Origin of the sequence: Klebsiella sp. 10-1, from assembly GCF_009758445.1 — a bacterium.
Classification (GTDB): domain Bacteria; phylum Pseudomonadota; class Gammaproteobacteria; order Enterobacterales; family Enterobacteriaceae; genus Klebsiella; species Klebsiella scottii.
Window position 1 is genome coordinate 134,974 of record NZ_WQRE01000004.1, and the last position, 15,054, is coordinate 150,027.

Sequence of the window (15,054 nt, forward strand, 5' to 3'; positions counted from 1 at the left end):
AGCGGCGCAGTATACCACAAGAGGAACAAAAAAAAGGAGCGCGTAATTTGTGTTCTCTGATCAGAGCTGTAGAGGGTTTAATTTCCTGGATAAAGCCCGTTCCGCCGCCCACAAATTGTTAATTTTTGGTGTGATTTTTAGAGTTAATTATTGTTACATATTTTCTTTCGTATTTATCAACTAGTATTGTGTTGTGTTTATTACGTTTTCTGTATGACGAATGTTAAAAATACGACCTTATACAACTCTCTGTTATGTATGGGTTTCCACCAGGTGTGCAAACAACTTGCCATAAATGGCAGATAAATCCTCTGAAGAACACTTTTGGCTTTTAAAATTATGCCAAAACCCGGTAATATGGGTTCGATAAACTATCAGTTGTGTTATCCCTAATTCTGGAGATTATTCCTTTGATCAACGTCCTTCTTGTTGATGACCACGAACTGGTGCGCGCAGGGATACGACGCATTCTGGAAGATATAAAAGGGATTAACGTCGTCGGCGAATCTTGCTGCGGCGAGGATGCCGTTAAATGGTGTCGGGCTAATCCCGTTGACGTTGTCCTGATGGACATGAATATGCCGGGGATTGGCGGTCTTGAGGCGACGCGTAAAATTGCGCGTTCTATCGTCGATACCAAAGTCATTATGCTCACCGTACATACCGAAAACCCGCTGCCGGCGAAGGTCATGCAGGCAGGGGCTGCGGGCTACCTGAGTAAAGGCGCCGCGCCGCAGGAGGTGGTCAATGCGATTCGCTGCGTGGCATCCGGGCAGCGCTATATCGCCTCGGATATCGCCCAGCAGATGGCGCTCAGCCAGATCGAGCCGGAAAAGACGGAGTCGCCGTTTGCCAGTTTGTCGGAACGAGAATTGCAGATTATGCTGATGATCACTAAAGGTCAGAAGGTCAATGAGATCTCAGAGCAGCTGAATCTGAGTCCCAAGACGGTGAACAGCTATCGCTATCGGATGTTCAGTAAATTAAACATCCACGGTGACGTTGAGCTGACTCACCTGGCAATCCGCCATGGCCTGTGCAATGCGGAGTCGTTAGCAAGTCTGTGAGTGATGTTTTTGATGCCAAAGCTTTCCTGAAGACAGTAACCAGCCAGCCGGGCGTCTATCGGATGTACGATGCTGGCGGTACCGTTATCTACGTGGGTAAAGCAAAAGATCTGAAAAAACGGCTAAGCAGCTATTTTCGCAGCAACCTGGCTTCGCGTAAAACCGAGGCCCTGGTGGCTCTGATCGCGCAAATAGACGTGACGGTAACCCATACCGAAACGGAAGCCCTGCTGCTTGAACATAACTATATCAAGCTGTATCAGCCGCGCTACAACGTGCTGCTGCGTGATGATAAATCCTATCCTTTTATTTTTCTCAGCGCCGATACCCATCCGCGGCTGGCGACCCATCGCGGCGCAAAGCATGCAAAGGGCGAATATTTCGGTCCTTTCCCGAACGGCTACGCGGTTCGCGAAACGTTAGCGCTGCTGCAAAAAATCTTTCCCGTTCGCCAGTGCGAAAATAGCGTCTATCGCAACCGCTCACGTCCGTGCCTGCAGTACCAGATTGGCCGCTGCCTGGGCCCCTGCGTGGCCGGGCTGGTTAGCGAGGAAGAGTATGCTCAGCAGGTTGAATACGTTCGGCTGTTCCTTGCCGGCAAAGACGATCAGGTACTGACGCAGCTTATTGCCCGCATGGAGAGGGCCAGCCGGGCGCTGGAGTTTGAAGAGGCGGCGCGCATTCGCGACCAGATCCAGGCCGTACGCCGGGTGACGGAGAAACAGTTTGTCTCAAATAATGGCGACGATCTGGACGTTATCGGCGTCGCCTTTGATTCAGGCATGGCCTGCGTCCACGTGCTGTTTATCCGCCAGGGGAAAGTGCTGGGCAGCCGCAGCTATTTTCCAAAGGTTCCCGGCGGCACCGAGCTCGGGGAAGTGGTGGAGACCTTCGTCGGCCAGTTCTACCTGCAGGGCAGCCAGATGCGCACCTTGCCTGGGGAAATTCTGCTCGATTTTAACCTTGGCGATAAAACCCTGCTCGCGGATTCGCTCTCCGAGCTGGCGGGGCGGCGGGTGAATGTCCAGACTAAGCCTCGCGGCGATCGCGCCCGCTACCTCAAGCTGGCGCGCACCAATGCCGCGACGGCGCTGACGACCAGGCTTTCCCAGCAGTCAACCATCCATCAGCGCCTGCAGGCGCTGGCAACGCTGCTCAAGCTGCCGGCGGTGAAGCGCATGGAGTGCTTTGATATCAGCCACACGATGGGCGAACAGACGGTCGCCTCGTGCGTGGTGTTTGACAGCAACGGGCCGCTGCGCGCCGAGTATCGTCGCTATAATATCACCGGGATTACGCCGGGGGATGACTATGCGGCGATGAATCAGGTTCTGCGCCGGCGCTACGGTAAAGCTATCGAAGAGAACAAGATCCCGGACGTTATCCTGATAGATGGCGGTAAAGGGCAGCTCGGGCAGGCGAAAAGCGTGTTTGCCGAGCTGGATGTGGCCTGGGATAAACATCATCCTCTATTATTAGGGGTAGCAAAAGGCAGCGATCGTAAGGCGGGCCTGGAAACGCTATTCTTTGAGCCTGAGGGCGAAGGCTTTAGCCTGCCGCCGGACTCTCCCGCGCTGCACGTCATTCAGCATATTCGCGATGAGTCGCACGATCATGCCATCGCCGGACATCGTAAAAAGCGGGCAAAAGTTAAAAGCACCAGCACGCTGGAGACTATCGAAGGAGTGGGGCCAAAGCGTCGGCAGATGCTGCTGAAGTATATGGGCGGCCTGCAGGGGTTACAGAAAGCCAGCGTCGAAGAGATAGCCAAAGTACCGGGTATATCTCACGGTCTGGCAGAAAAGATCTTCTACTCGTTGAAACATTAGGGGCTCTGTAGCAACATAGGGCTAATTTTTACTTCTAACAGATAGTTACCCGTCACTATGCAATTTAATATCCCTACATTGCTTACTCTGTTTCGCGTCATACTGATACCGTTCTTTGTGCTGGCGTTTTACCTTCCCGTGGTATGGGCACCTTTCGCCTGTGCGCTGATCTTCTTCGTCGCCGCAGTAACCGACTGGTTTGATGGTTATCTGGCGCGCCGCTGGAATCAAAGCACGCGCTTTGGCGCGTTTCTCGATCCGGTAGCAGATAAGGTTATGGTGGCGATTGCGATGGTGCTGGTTGCCGAGCATTACCACACCTGGTGGGTTACTCTGCCGGCGGCGACGATGATCGCCCGTGAAATCATTATTTCTGCCCTGCGCGAATGGATGGCTGAGCTGGGTAAACGCAGCAGCGTGGCGGTTTCCTGGATCGGCAAAGTTAAAACGACGGCGCAGATGACGGCGCTGGTGTGGATGCTATGGCGGCCAAATGAGTGGGTTGAAGGGGCAGGGATCGTGCTGTTCCTCGTCGCGGCGGTGCTGACTCTGTGGTCAATGCTGCAATATTTGAACGCGGCGCGCGGCGATTTGCTTGATCAGTGATCGTTTCGGCGTAATTTTCAGCAAACGACGCAAGGTTTTAAAAAATATCGTTGACTCATTGCGCCAGGTAAGTAGAATGCATCGCATCGAACGGCGGCATGACTCGCCAGACGATAACAAAATCAAGTGATTAGCAATTACCTTGATAATGCGGGAATAGCTCAGTTGGTAGAGCACGACCTTGCCAAGGTCGGGGTCGCGAGTTCGAGTCTCGTTTCCCGCTCCAGTTTAAAAACATCGGCAGTTGCGGGTGTTGCAGCATTAAGGGCGCGTTAGCAAAGCGGTTATGTAGCGGATTGCAAATCCGTCTAGTCCGGTTCGACTCCGGAACGCGCCTCCAATTTACATCCCGAGCCCGGATGGTGGAATCGGTAGACACAAGGGATTTAAAATCCCTCGGCGTTCGCGCTGTGTGGGTTCAAGTCCCACTCCGGGTACCATTGGGATGATGCAGAATAATCAAAGCAATAAGCAGTGTCGTGAAACCACCTACGGGTGGTTTTTTTGTGTCTGAAATCCGCCATTTATAATATCACTTCATAATATTATCTTTCCCTTCAGCATATTCCCTTGCCGCGCAGGGCTTCGCCCGCTAACCCTGTTACTATCCGTAAGATCGTACTTATCAAAAATAACGAGGAGTTCTGATGCCCGTTTCAGGCCTGCCCAGGAGCCGCAAAATTTTTATTGGCGATATTCATGGCCAGTACGGCAAGCTTTCCGCTCTGCTGGGTCATCTGCAGTCCCGGGAGAATCTGGATCGCAGCCTCCTGATTTTTGTCGGCGACCTTATTGATAACCAGCCGGGGAGCCACATCGATCATGCCTCCGTGCTGGAACAGGTGAGGGGAGATGTGGCCGCGGGCCGCGCCGTTTGCCTGATGGGCAATCATGAATTTAATGCCGTTGGCTGGCTGATGCGGCATCCGGAGACGGCGCAGCCCCTGCGCCCGCATACGCCGAATAACCGCCGTCAGCATCAGGCCTTCCTCAACGACGTCACGGAAGACAGCGCGCAGCACCTGCGGTGGGTTGAGTGGTTTAAAACGCTGCCGCTGTTTGTCGATTTTGGCGATATCCGTGCGGTGCACGCGTGCTGGGACAAGGACGCTATTGCCCAGCTTCGCCCGTGGCTCGATGAAGAGAACCGGCTGAAACCGGAGTGCTGGGTACACGCCTTTGATAAACGGCACGTCCTGTTCCACCTGCTGGAGACGATACTCAAGGGGCCAGAGCTGGCGCTGCCTGAGGGCTATAGCTTTCAGGATAAAACCGGGATCGAGCGGCGCCATATTCGTATCCGCTGGTGGCTGAATGAGGCAACAACCTATCGCCAGATTGCTCAGGTCCAGCCCGAGATGATTGACAGCATCCCGGATATCGCGCTGGAAAAAAACGCTCACCTTTTGCCCGAGGTTCCCGTGGTCGTTGGGCACTACACCCTATCCGCCGAACCGCAGGCGCTGAGCGAGCGGGTGGTGTGCGTTGATTATAATGCGGCAAAAGCGAACCATCCGCTGCGGGCGTGGATCTATGACGATGGCCAGACGGAAGTGGCAAACGGACGCTTCGTCAGCGTATGAGGCTGGTTTGCCGCATTATCGTCATGGCGCCTGGCGGTCAAGCCCTAAGTTTTCTCCGGCACATTCCGGGAAAACTGCGCTAAAATAGCGCCCGGTGCGCGCCTGCGGGCCGGATAAACTGCCTTTGGGACAATATGCCGTCACGGCAATAATAATTATTTTTGATGAGGGATCTTATGGCCACGTTGCTTGAAAGCTACGGTAACTGTTTTCGGAAATATGCCACCTTTCGCGGCCGCTCGGCGCGCAAAGAGTACGCCGTATTTACCGTCGCTAACTTTGTGCTGTCCGCGGTACTGGGGCTGATCCCGGTTATCGGCGGGCTGTTTAGCCTGATTATTATTATTCCGGGTATCGCGGTGGCGGTACGACGCCTGCACGATCTGAACAGATCCGGCTGGTGGCTGCTGGCGCCTTTTCTGATCCTGATTATCGGCCTGATTGGCGTCGCCGGCAGCGTTGAAGACGGCGGGGCTGCGGCATGGGTATGGCTGATGGTCGCTGGCGGAATCATGTCGCTGGTGATGTCGATTTGGCTGCTGTTCGCCCGAGGTACCGCCGGGGTTAACCGCTTTGGCGATGCGCAGCAAGATAACGCCGACGGCGCGCAGAGCGCCCCCGTTTCTTCCGCCGACGATGTCAGAGAGCGCCTGGCCCAGGCCACGAAAATGCGCGATGACGGTACGATCAGCGAAAGTGAATATGAAACGATGCGCTCGAGCATTATTAAAGATATTTAACCCGCGCAGAATGCCCGCGCCGGGTGGTTTTCTCCCGGCATTTCCGCTACTGTATGCGCCATTTTTATAAGACGACGAGCCTGTTTATGAAAACCGGACCCCTGAACGAAAGCGAACTTGAATGGCTGGACGATATCCTGTCGAAATACGCCACCGACGGCGCCATTCTTGATGTCTCCGAGCTTGATGGCCTGCTGACGGCGATTCTCTCCGGGCCTGCTGAAATTGAGCCCGCCCGGTGGCTGCTGGCTATCTGGGGCGGTGCCGACAACGTACCGCGCTGGGCAAACGATCGCGAGCGCGACCGCTTCGTTAACCTCACTCTCCAGCATATGAGCGATGTCGCCGAGCGCCTGGACGACTATCCGGAGCAGTTCGAGCCGCTGTTTGGCACGCGTGAAGAGGAAGGCCAGGAGCTGACTATCGTTGGCGAGTGGTGCTTTGGCTATATGCGCGGCGTCGGCTTGAGCAACTGGGCCGCTTTACCGGCGGAGCTGCAGGCCGAGCTGGATATCATCGCTCTGCACGGGACGGAAGCGCAGTTCCCGGCGGTTGAAGCGCTCTCTGTCGACGATTTTCTTGCCAGCGTGGAGCGTATTAAACCCGCGGCGCTGGCGCTCTATCAATACGGGACGGAGCATGCGCAGCCGGCGGAAGTGCAGCAGCCAATCAGAAATGATGCCAAGGTTGGACGTAACGATCCGTGCCCGTGCGGCAGCGGTAAGAAATATAAGCAGTGCTGCTTAGCGAAATAAAATAAGGGGCCGACAGGGCCCCTTACTCTTTTATCCGACGGCAGGTAAAACGCCGATCGCGATACAAAACTGAATCAACACGATAGCGATACCGCACAGCAGGACCAGCCATAGCGCCGGCGTGCCGCCGACAACCCGCCACGCCGCCTGCGGATGCTGCTGGCGGCTCTTCATCACCAGCAGCGCAGGCAGCATCAGCGCCAGTACGGCCAGGGCCACGCCGGCGTAGCCCAGCGCCATCACGAAACCCCGCGGATAGAACAGGGAGAAGGCCAGCGGCGGCACAAAGGTGATGACGCCGCTTTGCACGCGCCCGCCCGGCGTATTTTTACGCTGGAACAGGTCGGCCAGATAATCGAACAATCCCAACGCGACGCCGAGGAACGAAGTGGCCAGCGCCAGATCGGCAAACAGATGAACCGCCAGCTCGACGTGCGGTGAGGCGACGACTTCCCGGATGGCTTCCAGCAGGCCGTTCAGTCCCGCATGCTGTCCCAGCAGGACGGCAAAGGTCGGTGAGCTAATACTGCCCAGCGTCGCCAGCTGCCAGAAAATATAGGCAACCAGAGGGATAAAGCTGCCGATGATAAATACCCGCCGCAGTTTACGAATATCGCCGTTGAGGTAGCTGACGATGCTCGGTACGCTGCCGTGAAAGCCGAAAGAGGTAAAGATAACCGGGATCGCCGACAGCGCCAGCCCCTGCTGAAGCGGTAAGGTCAGCAGGTTTATCTGATGAATATGCGGCATCAGCAGCGCCAGCATAATGGCGAGAAAAATAATTTTGGCGCTGAATAAAAAACGGTTGCACAGATCGACCAGAGAGGTCCCGAGGCAAACTACGGCACCGCCAATGGCGGTAAACAGCAGCACTCCGCCGGCCGGCGGAAGGTTCCACTGCAGCCACTGATTCAGGCTGGAGGCTAACAGCTCCCCCGCGCCGCTAATATAGGCGGCCGTCAGCGCGTACATCAGGAACAGCATGCAAAAACCGGTGACCCACTGCCCATAGCGTCCGAGATAGCGGGCGGCGAGAGAGCCTAGCCCCATATCGGCCGGGACGTGCTGGTAGACCTCCAGCAGCAGCAGTGCGGTATAGCACATCAATGCCCACAGGGCGATCAGCAGCCCGAGCGTGACGCCGAAACCGACGCCAGCGGATGCCAGAGGCATTGCCAGCATCCCTGCGCCAATAGTGGTCCCTGCCACGATTAAAATACTACCAAGAGTGCGGTTCTTCACGTTTCTCTCTATCCATGAAGGAATTAACAATAAAATATGTCGCGCAGAGTATGTGAAATTGGCAGGCTCGTCAAATGAGGGTTACAGTGCTTGTCAGGAAAAGTTTACATGCTGAAGACCGCTCTAATGCTGCGCTGGCGCAAAACTTTAGGCCGTAAGGTCGTTTAATCTGGGCACTTTACAGGAGGAGTTATGCAATCTATTCACGGTCATGAAGTTCTGCAGATGATGCTCGCTTCGGGCGAACCCTACAGCGTTGCCAGTCTTGAAGCTGCGATAGTCGCCCGCTTTGGTAGCGACGCCCGTTTTCACACCTGTTCGGCGGAAAATCTGACCGCTGGGGAGCTGGTGATATTTCTACAAAAGAAAGGGAAGTTTATTGCCGCAGACGCCGGGTTTAATACCAGCGAAAGCAAAATCTGTCAGCATTAATCGGGCGACAATGCCGAAGCATCGTCGCCGACTTCATTATTTTTGCGTATCGAGCGTTGCCAGGTCTTTATCAATAAAGTACAGACCTTCGCCGCTTTTACCGGCGAGGGTAAGTTTATCAATAACGGATTTAAACAGTTTTTCTTCTTCGTGCTGCTCGGCAACATACCACTGCAGGAAATTAAAGGTCGGATAATCCTGAGCAGACATCGCGGCGTGGGCCAGAGCATTAATTTGCTGCGTGATCAGCTGCTCGTGTTCGTAGGTGACGCGGAACAGCTCATCCAGCGATGCGTACTCGGCAAACGGCGAGGCAATGGCGTTGATGCACGGCAGGCTGCCGGTGTCAGTCAGGTAGTCAAACAGGCGCTGCATATGGGTCATCTCTTCCTGAGCGTGACGACGGAGAAACGCCGCCGCCCCTTCGAAGCTATGATAGCTGCACCATGCGCTCATTTGCTGATAAAGCAAAGAGGAATAGAGTTCAAGGTTCATCTGCTCATTGAGCTTATCGATCATTTCTGTTTTCAGCATAGCGCGTGCTCCAAAATATAGGCATAAAGTTTATTGTGTGCTCACTATAATTTGTTATTTATTTATTTGCAAAAAGTAAATTAAAAAACTCATTTATTAAAAATGCAAATGGGAATAAAACGCATTGGCAATTTAATAATTAATGAGAATGGTTTTAATTGATATTTAATAAAATAGCGATGAGCGCGCGCCGGATAAATATGAGATACCGTATGGCTGACGACTGAGAGCTTCGCGCGGGTTTGCCGATCGGGGCCAGGCAGGAAAGCGGATGCGGGAAGGGCGGGTAGCGGGGCGCGAGGGTAAAAGTGTGAAGCGCTACGTAATTTATAAAACAACTTTTCATAAAATTTGAAAGTGTGTTTGTTAAGTAGTAATGTCATACCAACGTTAACGACCTAGCGCGGAAGTACCCGCAAAGCATTCAGGAGAGTAAAGCATGAAAATTGCACTGATGATGGAAAACAGCCAGGCAAACAAAAATGCCATCATCCTCAACGAGCTCAACGCCGTTGCCGACGAGAAAGGTTTCCCGGTTTACAACGTGGGTATGAGCGATGAGCACGATCATCACCTGACCTATATCCATCTGGGCATCATGGCCAGCATTCTGCTGAATTCAAAAGCGGTGGACTTCGTAGTCACCGGCTGCGGCACCGGCCAGGGCGCGCTGATGTCTTTGAATATCCACCCGGGCGTGGTGTGCGGCTACTGTATCGATCCTGCCGACGCTTTCCTGTTTGCCCAGATCAACAACGGCAATGCGCTCTCTCTGCCGTTTGCTAAAGGTTTCGGCTGGGGCGCAGAGCTGAACGTGCGCTTTATTTTCGAAAAAGCGTTCACCGGCCGTAACGGAGAAGGCTATCCGCCAGAGCGTAAAGAGCCGCAGGTACGTAATGCCGGTATCCTGAATACGGTGAAAGCGGCGGTGGTGAAAGAGAATTACCTGGATACGCTGCGCGCCATCGACCCGGAACTGGTTAAAACCGCCGTCTCTGGCCCGCGCTTCCAGCAGTGCTTCTTCGAGAATTGCCAGGATAAAGAGATCGAAGCGTTTATTCGCCAAATCGTCGGCTAATCACCATCAGGGTCAGCCGCGGCTGGCCCTGCTTTCGCTTAGGTTTTTTTGTTCGACACGCTGCTTCCCGCATCCTCGGCCAGCTTCAGGCTATCCACCATTCCTACCAGACAAATCAACGCGATAAACACAAACGAGAGTCGAAAACTGATGCCGGGCAGGGTCGCTAAGGTTAGCCATTCGCTCAGCTTTTCCCCGATACGAATACCTATCGCGCCAAGAGTTATACCTAGGCCAACCGCCAGCTGCGACGCGGTGCTGAACAAGGTGTTGGCGTAGCTCATTTGCGTGGAGGGCACATCGGAAAAGGCCAGAGTGCTGATGCCGGTGAACTGAATTGAACGGAACACGCCGCCAAGAAACAGGATCAGCAGAATTAACCACGCCGGCGTTTGCGGGGTCAAAAATGCGCAGGCCAGCAGCGAAATAACGTTGAGCGCACCGTTAATCAACAGCAGACGGCGAAAGCCGAGCCAGCGGATAAGCGGCGTGGTGGCGGGCTTAATCGTGAAGTTGCCGACGAAGACGGCGAGCACCAGCAGCCCTGAGTGGAAAGGATCCATGCCGAATCCGACCTGGAACAGCAGCGGCAGCAGGAAAGGTACGGCGCTGATGGAGGCGCGAAATAGCGAGCCGCCGTACATTGTGACCCGGAATGTGGGGACCTGCAGCGCATCGAGGCGCACCATCGGCCAGGCGGCGCGGCGGAAGTGGCGCAGCGAGAACAGCATGCAGCCGATCCCAAGCCCCAGCAGAGCCAGGGTTTTCCAGCCCTCGGGCCGGTTATCGCCAAGGATCTCCATCGCGCTGACCAGGCTGACCATCGCAACCGCTGTGGCCAGGAAGCCGGGAAGGTCGAACGGCCGCCGCTCCTCCTCGCGGATATCGGGAATAATGCGCAGCGACAGCGCCATCGCCGCGAGACCCAGCGGGACGTTAATAAAGAAAATCCAGTGCCAGCTGGCGTAACTGGTAATAAAACCGCCCAGCGGCGGACCAACGATCGGCGCCACCAGCGCGGGCCAGGTCAGCGTCGCAATGGCCTTAATCAGCTGGTGTTTCGGGGTGGTACGCAGCACCGCCAGACGGCCGACCGGGACCATCAAAGCGCCGCCCATCCCCTGCAGGATACGCATGGCGACGAAGGTATCGACGTTGGTTGAAAGGCCGCAAAATACCGAGGCAAGGGTAAAAATCGCCAGCGCGAGGGTGAAGACCCTGCGCGCGCCGAAACGATCGGCTATCCAGCCGCTGGCCGGGATCAAAACCGCTAGCGTAATCAGGTAGGCGCTGATCCCGATATTGAGGTCCACCGCCGCCACGCCAAAATCTTTCGCCATGTCCGGTAGCGCGGTGGCGATCACCGTGCCGTCGAGAAACTCCATGAAAAAAGCCCCGGCAACCAGCAGCGCTGGCGCCGAGAACGCCCGGTCTTCCCGGGCGGAGATGTTTGTCGTCATTGTGTTGTTGCCATAGCCTGCAGAGATCGTGAGCAGGAGAGGGGGAACGCTCCGGCTCCGCTCGCTTTTTGTTAAATTTAAAATTCAGTCTGCAATTATTTTTGTGATTTAGCGCACATTTAAATTGATTTTTGTGATATTGGTCATATTATGGTCGCACAAACATTAACACCTGCATAACAAAACGGAGTGACTCCATGAAGCTGCGCAAGATCCTGAAAAACATTTTCGACACCTACTGCAAGACCTTCAAAGATGTGCCGCCGGCCGGCATGTTCTGATAAAAAAACCTGCTGCGGCAGGTTTTTTTATCTCAGCAGATTTAGGGTACTATTACGCTCCTGCAAAAAGGAGTAAAAAATGTCTCAACACCTTACCGAACAAGACGAGCTGGTTTCCGACGTTGTTGCCTGTCAGCTGGTTATCAAACAGATCCTCGACGTCATTGACGTTATCGCCCCTGTAGAGGTGCGCGAAAAGATGGCGACTCAGCTTAAAGCTATTGATTTTTCTAGCCATCCTTCGTCATCCGACCCGGTTACGCTGCGCGCGGTGCAAAAGGCGATTGCGCTGATTGAGCTGAAGTTCACCCCGCAAAGCGAAGCGCACTAATTCGTTTTACCCCGCCGCCGGCCGCGGCGGGGCGTCATCAGGCCTGATGGGAGACGGCGGAACGGGCCGGGGTAGCCTCTTCGCCCTTAAACAGCTTGCTGTTACCCCAGCACTCTTCATAGCGATGGCCGACTAAATCCTCAACGATAACGCGTACCTCCGGCGCGATATCGGCGATTTTACCTCCTGCTTTAATCCGCGCGACCTCCTGTAAGACAACCATATGGGCTTTGCGATCCAGCTTCATCTGTTTGCTGAACACGATCGCTGCCAGAGCCAGCAGCACCACTCCGGTACAGAACACCACGGCAATTGCCGTTACCGCGCTTTCCGGTTGGGTGTGCGCCTTCGACTGGAATCCGTAGAAGCTGAGAATGGCCCCCATGGTGAAGACGATGACGGAGCGTAATATTTTCCCGGAGAAGGTCATCGCGCCGGCATAAATTCCCTCGCGACGGCGGCCGGTGTAGATCTCATCCACATCGGCAAGGAAGGTATAAACGGTCCACGGGATGTAATACACGCCGCCGGTGCCAAGGCCAAACAGGACGGTGATCCCGAACATCAGAACGGTGGCGAGGTGCGCCGGAAGATGGAAGAACCACAGCGAGGTGTACAGCAGTACCGAGAAAATGACGACGCTCAGCGCGAGGATATAGGGCTTGCTGAAGCCTTTTTTCACGCACAGGCCGATGAACAGCGCGGTAGAGACGAGCTGCAGAATTGAGTTCAGGCTGTTTAGCCCGGCGACCATCGCCGGATCGTGCTGCAGAACGAAGATCACAAAATAGGTAAAGATGGAGGCGAACAGCCATTCTGCGCCAAAACCACACAGATACATGCCGAGATGCTTGCGGAAGACGCGTAAATAAAAAGTCGAACGCATATCTTTTGCCAGCAGCAGCAGCGTATTAAGCAGCCCTTTCTTCTCGCTGACGCTGCTTCCTTCTTCACGCGGACGCTCCCAGCTGCAGTACCACAGGCAGGAGATAGCGGTGACAAGGATGATCCCATAGGTCAACCCGGTCAGGAAGAACGGAGTAGCGGAATCCTTGCCGTATAGCAGGATGAACTGCCCCGGAATAAAGGCCGCGAGGAAGTTCGCCAGCTTGCCAAAAATGGCTTTATAACCGGTTAGCTTAGAGCGTAATGAGAAATCGTCGGTCATTTCGGTGGCCAACGTTTCGTAGGGCACCATGATTGAGGTATAAATAATTTCGAAGATGACGTAAGTGCTGAGGTAGTACCAAAAGCCGAGGCCCTCGACCCACAGCAGAGGGTAAAACATCATCAGCGGAATGCCGATGAGCAAAAAGAAGCGCCGCCGCCCAAAGCGTTTGCCGAGCCGCGTTTTACCGAAGTTATCGGTCAGGTAGCCCATTAACGGGTTACTGATGGCGTCGATAATGCTGGCGATCGAGAAAATTAACGAGGCCTCGATCAGCGTCAGCCCGCAAAACGTTGTATAAAAATAAAGTAACCATGCGCCGCTGATTGCCAGCGCGCCGCTCCCCAGTAAGTTGCCGCCGCCGTAGGCGAGCTGATGGCGTAACAAAATCGGTCTTCCCTGCAGCCCTTGCGAGGCTGAAGCCGCGTATCTTGCCATTAATATAAACCTCTTGTTTTAAATTTTTGAAACGATGTTTTTATATTATTAACTCATGGCGTAAAAAGTGATCCCGGTCACTAATCATCGGTAAGGTGATTTACCTGCGCAGTAATGCGATCGGGTTAAAAGTTTTTAATACTTTTCAGGAATAACAAATGACGCTGGAGCGCCAAAAAGTCAGGGTAGCGGGACGAGAGGGTCATGCCGGGGAGCTCTGAAGCGATGCTGAACAGAGGGCGACTGCGCCCTGAAATAGGGTTGGCGATGACGGGACGCAGCGGGACGGGGATTATCAGGCACCTTTCATTCACCGCTCGAACGGTGCCTACAACGGTGCGTTGCAGCGGTTGCTTCCGGCTTTATCCCGCCTGAAGGAACCGCTGATGCGGCGTGCGCCGGAGCGGAATTAATGGCGCTGCTGAGCAACCAGATCCATCAGGCGGCGGTCGGTTTGCTGCAGACAGATGCCGGCCTTATCGGCGTTACGCACTTCGTCGAGGACGGTTTTCAGGAGAATGCCGTCCTGCTGCTGCTCTTTCTCTAACAGGGTTAAAAAGCGCCAGGTGGAATCATCGCTTTGCGCTTTGGCTTCTTCTGCCAGCCCGGCGAGCAGGCTGCTGCGCTGTTCATAGTCGGCAAGGGTTTGGGTAAACAGATCCTCGAGGGAGCTGCACTCCTGGCGGTAGGTCCCTTCGGCTTTCACGATAGGCCACTCACCGCCCTTTTTCATGAAATCGAATACCCGCATCATCAGCGTGACGCTGGACTGCGCCTGCGAGCGGAGAAACGTCGCGGTGCCGTTCAGGCGCCGCTGCGCGCACCATTCGCTCAGATGCAGATACGAGTTCGACGCGCGGAACTCAAGATTCATCTGGTTATTCAGCTTTTGAGCCATTTCTGCAATTACCATAAAATATCCTTATTAATCTGGAAGGGGGCCTTCGCGGGTTAAGGGCTTGCGCCTACAAACAGCTTCAATACGAGACCTTTACGCAAACTTTACTGGCGGAATAATATAATTCCACGCTCTCCATTGGTGGCCGGAAATGATATTGCTGATGACCACAAATATAGAATACTCTCAGAATTTACTTAAGAAAACTCTTAACCAGAGGGATTTACCTTTAGTTACACCATCCTGTGGTGGCAGGCCGTTTCTCAACGTTTTCTCTACGAGAGTAAATTTACAATATTTTGATTTTATTCATTTTTTATTGTTTTGCTTACCGGGCTTATCAAACTGCTCATTCGTATTACGTAGATATATGATGTTTACATGAGTATTGCTTAGTGCAAATAAAAGTGCCGGATGTTTAAACCCGGCATTTAATTTTCATGATGCGGCTGGCTAACATTGCGCTGGATCATTTTTTAATTTTTATTGCTGAACATTCTCCGTAATAATATTTCAAGACGATGAATCTTTTATCAATAAAGCATGATGTCATCTTTGCCGCCTGAAATCGTCGGGAGGGCGGGAGCGGGGGATTGAAAAAAGATTCCGCCG

15 protein-coding genes and 3 tRNA genes are annotated in these 15,054 nt (G+C 54.0%); 13 read left to right on the forward strand and 5 right to left on the reverse strand.

Going from position 1 to position 15,054, the window contains the following annotated elements; translation table 11 throughout:
* The first annotated feature begins 410 nt into the window (after nucleotides 1-410).
* From uvrY to GO007_RS16135, 9 genes are all read left to right on the forward strand, one after another.
* The gene (uvrY, locus tag GO007_RS16095; RefSeq protein WP_095101610.1) at nucleotides 411-1,067 is read left to right on the forward strand and encodes a UvrY/SirA/GacA family response regulator transcription factor; all 657 of its coding nucleotides are present in this window, start codon (nucleotides 411-413) and stop codon (nucleotides 1,065-1,067) included.
* Nucleotides 1,064-2,896, forward strand: coding sequence for an excinuclease ABC subunit UvrC (gene uvrC / locus GO007_RS16100; RefSeq protein WP_095101612.1), 1,833 nt, complete (start codon nucleotides 1,064-1,066; stop codon nucleotides 2,894-2,896). The genes uvrY and uvrC overlap by 4 nt, the downstream gene beginning before the upstream one ends.
* A 57-nt stretch (nucleotides 2,897-2,953) precedes the next feature.
* Complete coding sequence (gene pgsA, locus GO007_RS16105) at nucleotides 2,954-3,502, forward strand: CDP-diacylglycerol--glycerol-3-phosphate 3-phosphatidyltransferase (protein WP_041146269.1); 549 nt, start codon at nucleotides 2,954-2,956, stop codon at nucleotides 3,500-3,502.
* 150 nt (nucleotides 3,503-3,652) lie between these two features.
* Nucleotides 3,653-3,728: transfer RNA gene (locus GO007_RS16110), tRNA-Gly, on the forward strand.
* A 40-nt stretch (nucleotides 3,729-3,768) separates the two neighbouring features.
* Nucleotides 3,769-3,842, forward strand: a tRNA-Cys gene (locus GO007_RS16115).
* Nucleotides 3,843-3,855: 13 nt separating this feature from the next.
* A tRNA-Leu gene (locus GO007_RS16120) sits at nucleotides 3,856-3,942 on the forward strand.
* Nucleotides 3,943-4,149: 207 nt separating this feature from the next.
* Complete coding sequence (locus tag GO007_RS16125) at nucleotides 4,150-5,085, forward strand: metallophosphoesterase (protein WP_095101614.1); 936 nt, start codon at nucleotides 4,150-4,152, stop codon at nucleotides 5,083-5,085.
* Nucleotides 5,086-5,261: 176 nt separating this feature from the next.
* Nucleotides 5,262-5,825 (forward strand): DUF805 domain-containing protein, encoded by a 564-nt coding sequence (locus tag GO007_RS16130; protein ID WP_095101616.1) that lies wholly within the window; start codon nucleotides 5,262-5,264, stop codon nucleotides 5,823-5,825.
* 86 nt (nucleotides 5,826-5,911) lie between these two features.
* On the forward strand, nucleotides 5,912-6,580 hold the full coding sequence (locus GO007_RS16135) for a YecA/YgfB family protein (RefSeq protein ID WP_095102268.1): 669 nt from the start codon (nucleotides 5,912-5,914) through the stop codon (nucleotides 6,578-6,580).
* 30 nt (nucleotides 6,581-6,610) lie between these two features.
* Here the strand turns inward: GO007_RS16135 and tyrP are convergent, their stop codons facing one another.
* Entirely contained in the window at nucleotides 6,611-7,822 is a 1,212-nt protein-coding gene (gene tyrP, locus GO007_RS16140; RefSeq protein ID WP_095101618.1) for a tyrosine transporter TyrP, read from the reverse strand.
* 192 nt (nucleotides 7,823-8,014) lie between these two features.
* Between tyrP and GO007_RS16145 the strand changes: the two genes are divergently transcribed.
* Nucleotides 8,015-8,254: a YecH family metal-binding protein gene (locus GO007_RS16145; RefSeq protein WP_095101620.1), complete on the forward strand. Its 240-nt coding sequence runs from the start codon at nucleotides 8,015-8,017 to the stop codon at nucleotides 8,252-8,254.
* Between the two features lie 36 nt (nucleotides 8,255-8,290).
* On the opposite strand, the gene ftnA is transcribed toward GO007_RS16145, so the two are convergent.
* Nucleotides 8,291-8,788: a non-heme ferritin gene (gene ftnA / locus GO007_RS16150; protein WP_045859271.1), complete on the reverse strand. Its 498-nt coding sequence runs from the start codon at nucleotides 8,786-8,788 to the stop codon at nucleotides 8,291-8,293.
* Between the two features lie 439 nt (nucleotides 8,789-9,227).
* Between ftnA and GO007_RS16155 the strand changes: the two genes are divergently transcribed.
* The gene (locus GO007_RS16155; RefSeq protein WP_095101622.1) at nucleotides 9,228-9,866 is read left to right on the forward strand and encodes an RpiB/LacA/LacB family sugar-phosphate isomerase; all 639 of its coding nucleotides are present in this window, start codon (nucleotides 9,228-9,230) and stop codon (nucleotides 9,864-9,866) included.
* 38 nt (nucleotides 9,867-9,904) lie between these two features.
* On the opposite strand, the gene GO007_RS16160 is transcribed toward GO007_RS16155, so the two are convergent.
* Entirely contained in the window at nucleotides 9,905-11,326 is a 1,422-nt protein-coding gene (locus tag GO007_RS16160; protein WP_095101624.1) for an MFS transporter, read from the reverse strand.
* A gap of 197 nt (nucleotides 11,327-11,523) precedes the next feature.
* Between GO007_RS16160 and azuC the strand changes: the two genes are divergently transcribed.
* On the forward strand, nucleotides 11,524-11,607 hold the full coding sequence (gene azuC / locus GO007_RS29595; protein WP_095101626.1) for a stress response protein AzuC: 84 nt from the start codon (nucleotides 11,524-11,526) through the stop codon (nucleotides 11,605-11,607).
* A gap of 79 nt (nucleotides 11,608-11,686) precedes the next feature.
* Nucleotides 11,687-11,938 (forward strand): DUF2766 family protein, encoded by a 252-nt coding sequence (locus tag GO007_RS16170; protein WP_095101628.1) that lies wholly within the window; start codon nucleotides 11,687-11,689, stop codon nucleotides 11,936-11,938.
* A gap of 37 nt (nucleotides 11,939-11,975) precedes the next feature.
* Here GO007_RS16170 and GO007_RS16175 read toward each other — a convergent pair whose 3' ends face one another.
* Together GO007_RS16175 and GO007_RS16180 are read right to left on the reverse strand one after the other, a co-directional pair.
* Entirely contained in the window at nucleotides 11,976-13,493 is a 1,518-nt protein-coding gene (locus tag GO007_RS16175; RefSeq protein ID WP_189339887.1) for an MFS transporter, read from the reverse strand.
* Nucleotides 13,494-13,953: 460 nt separating this feature from the next.
* Complete coding sequence (locus GO007_RS16180) at nucleotides 13,954-14,457, reverse strand: non-heme ferritin-like protein (protein ID WP_095101632.1); 504 nt, start codon at nucleotides 14,455-14,457, stop codon at nucleotides 13,954-13,956.
* Nucleotides 14,458-15,054 lie beyond the last annotated feature (597 nt).

Coding starts and splice junctions, on each gene's coding strand:
- pgsA (WP_041146269.1), top strand. CDS start 2,954: ATGCAATTTAATATCCCTACATTGCTTACTCTGTTTCGCGTCATACTG.
- GO007_RS16125 (WP_095101614.1), top strand. CDS start 4,150: ATGCCCGTTTCAGGCCTGCCCAGGAGCCGCAAAATTTTTATTGGCGAT.
- GO007_RS16130 (WP_095101616.1), top strand. CDS start 5,262: ATGGCCACGTTGCTTGAAAGCTACGGTAACTGTTTTCGGAAATATGCC.
- GO007_RS16135 (WP_095102268.1), top strand. CDS start 5,912: ATGAAAACCGGACCCCTGAACGAAAGCGAACTTGAATGGCTGGACGAT.
- GO007_RS16145 (WP_095101620.1), top strand. CDS start 8,015: ATGCAATCTATTCACGGTCATGAAGTTCTGCAGATGATGCTCGCTTCG.
- ftnA (WP_045859271.1), bottom strand. CDS start 8,788: ATGCTGAAAACAGAAATGATCGATAAGCTCAATGAGCAGATGAACCTT.
- GO007_RS16155 (WP_095101622.1), top strand. CDS start 9,228: ATGAAAATTGCACTGATGATGGAAAACAGCCAGGCAAACAAAAATGCC.
- GO007_RS16160 (WP_095101624.1), bottom strand. CDS start 11,326: ATGACGACAAACATCTCCGCCCGGGAAGACCGGGCGTTCTCGGCGCCA.
- azuC (WP_095101626.1), top strand. CDS start 11,524: ATGAAGCTGCGCAAGATCCTGAAAAACATTTTCGACACCTACTGCAAG.
- GO007_RS16170 (WP_095101628.1), top strand. CDS start 11,687: ATGTCTCAACACCTTACCGAACAAGACGAGCTGGTTTCCGACGTTGTT.
- GO007_RS16180 (WP_095101632.1), bottom strand. CDS start 14,457: ATGGTAATTGCAGAAATGGCTCAAAAGCTGAATAACCAGATGAATCTT.